The sequence below is a fragment of the Nonomuraea zeae genome, from assembly GCF_005889725.1.
GTDB lineage: Bacteria > Actinomycetota > Actinomycetes > Streptosporangiales > Streptosporangiaceae > Nonomuraea > Nonomuraea zeae.
Genome location: NZ_VCKX01000623.1, coordinates 1 through 2,133 on the forward strand (window position 1 = coordinate 1; position 2,133 = coordinate 2,133).

The 2,133-nt window shown below is 74.0% G+C and carries 2 protein-coding genes; one reads left to right on the top strand and one right to left on the bottom strand.

Annotation, left to right across the window (positions count from 1 at the left end):
• On the bottom strand, positions 1 to 1,331 hold a 1,331-nt coding region (locus tag ETD85_RS61850), incomplete at its 3' end, for a serine/threonine-protein kinase (RefSeq protein WP_138699025.1).
• Positions 1,332 to 1,466: 135 nt separating this feature from the next.
• Between ETD85_RS61850 and ETD85_RS61855 the strand changes: the two genes are divergently transcribed.
• Positions 1,467 to 2,105, top strand: a complete 639-nt coding sequence (locus tag ETD85_RS61855) for a GNAT family N-acetyltransferase (RefSeq protein ID WP_240780184.1) — start codon at positions 1,467 to 1,469, stop codon at positions 2,103 to 2,105.
• Positions 2,106 to 2,133: the final 28 nt, after the last annotated feature.

Here is a 2,133-nt window from a genome sequence, read left to right on the forward strand (position 1 = left end):
CTGTCGGGCAGGTCGGGGCGCTCGGTGGACGTCCGGGTCGCGGGCGGCTCGCTGGTGGGCGGGCGCGTGGTCGGCTCCGGCCGGCTCGATCGCGTCGGCGGCTGCCGGGTCGGCTCCGGCGTGCCCGGCGGCGGCAGCGGCCCGCCCGTGGGAGGCGCCGTCGGCGCGCTCGGGCCCAGGCTCGGCTCGGCGATGGAGATGACGGACGGCGTGCCCGCGCCCGACTCCTCCGGGCTGGGCGTCGGCGAGCCCGGCTCCGTGGTGCCCGGCGGCGTGAACGGGGGCGCGGACGTGGCGGGCGGGAGCGCGAGGCCGGGCCCCGGCTCGGGGTCGGAGTCGTTCCAGATCACGTACGCCGCGACCACCGCCGCCGCGGTCGCCAGCACCAGCCCGCCGGTCACCGCGATCTTGGTGGCGGGCGTGAGCGTGGTGTGGGCCATGCTCGTGCCGGCGCCGTCCTCGGCGATCGGTTGCGGCCGGGGCAGCAGCGCGGCGAGCGGCACGGTCAGGATCCCGAGCCCGGCGCGCCCCCGGAGCTCCCATTCGTCCCCGTACGCGTCGAGCGCGGCCTCCTCCACCTCGGCCAGGAACGCCTGCGCCGACTCCGGCCGCTCCGCCGGGTCCTTGGCCAGCCCGTGCTCGACGAGCCCGCGCAGCGGCTCCGCCACGTCCTCCAGCACGGGCGCGACGTGCTGGTGCTGGTAGGCCAGCGCGGCCACGTTCAGGCCCTGGAAGACCCGGTGACCGGTCAGGCATTCGAAGAAGACGAGCGTGGCGGCGTAGACGTCGGTCGCGGGGCTCGCCGGGGCGTCGTCCCACTGCTCGGGTGCCATGTACGAGGGGGTGCCCGCGAGCGCGGCGGTCTCCCCGAAGCGCGCGGCCACGCCGAAGTCGACGAGCTTGCTGTCGCCGTCCTGGGTGATGATCACGTTCTCGGGTTTGAAGTCGCGGTGCACGACCCCGTGCCGGTGGGCCTCGGCCAGCCCGAGCAGCGCCCCCTTGAGCACCGTGAGCGCGGCCTCCGGGCCCGTCCTGCCCTCGTGCTCCAGCAGCCGCCGCAGCGTGACACCGTCGACCAGCTCCATCACGATGACGGCGTCGTCGCCCGCCTCGACGTAGTCCAGCAGCCGGGCCGTGTACGGGCTGTCGATCTCCCGGATGACCATCGCCTCGGCCCTGAACCGCGCCACGAACGACGTGTCCTGGCGCAGCGGCTCCGACAGGTGCTTGATCGCGACCGCGAGGCCGTCGGAGTCCCGTACGGCGAGCATGACCCGGCCTGTCCCGCCGTGTCCGAGTTCCCGGATCTCCGTGTAGCCGGGAACTTCCATAGGGGACCTCCTGACAGGATAAAGATCCTTATGTCAGGACGCTATCTCGGCGTCACGCGGCGTGTCGAGCCCCTTCGCGCGAGTAACCACACCCCTGCTGTAATCGATATTTTTACTACTTCTTATAGTAGTTTCGTGTCTCTTACCGATCATCTGCGGCACTGGCTCGGCGCCTGGCCCCCCGAGGAGAAGCTCCACGTCACAGGCTCGGACCGGCGTACCGCGCCGGCCTGGGACGGGCGCGTCCATCCAGCGCTCGGCGTGGGCACCCCTGACGGCGCGGTCCTGTCGGTGGCGCCTGAGCACGTGGCCCGCGTGACGGCCGCGCGGACGCTGGCGGAGATCCCGAAGATCGTCGGGTACGGCGAGCGCGGCTGGTTCGAGGCCGTCTACCGCTGGACCACCCGGCCGGCCCCGCTGGCGGACGCGGGCGACTGGGTGCCCGCCACCGCGCCCGGGGTGCCGGAGTGGCTGCACGTGTTCGGCGGCGAGGTGCTGGTGGCCGTGGACCCGGACACGGGCTCGCACCTGGCCGGGGTGGGGATCAAGCGCCATGACGCGTTCGGGCACGAGCTCTCGGTGGTGACGGCCCCGGAGGCGCGCGGGCGCGGGCTGGCCAGGCAACTGGTGGCCCAGGCGGCGCGGCGGGTGCTCGACGAGGGGGCGGTGCCGACGTACCTGCACGCGCACTCGAACGCGGCGTCGGCGGCGGTGTCCACGGCGGCCGGTTTCCCCGACCTGGGGTGGACGGCTTTCGGCATCGCCGAGAAGTGACCGGCCCCGGCGGGGGTCAGGCGGAGGG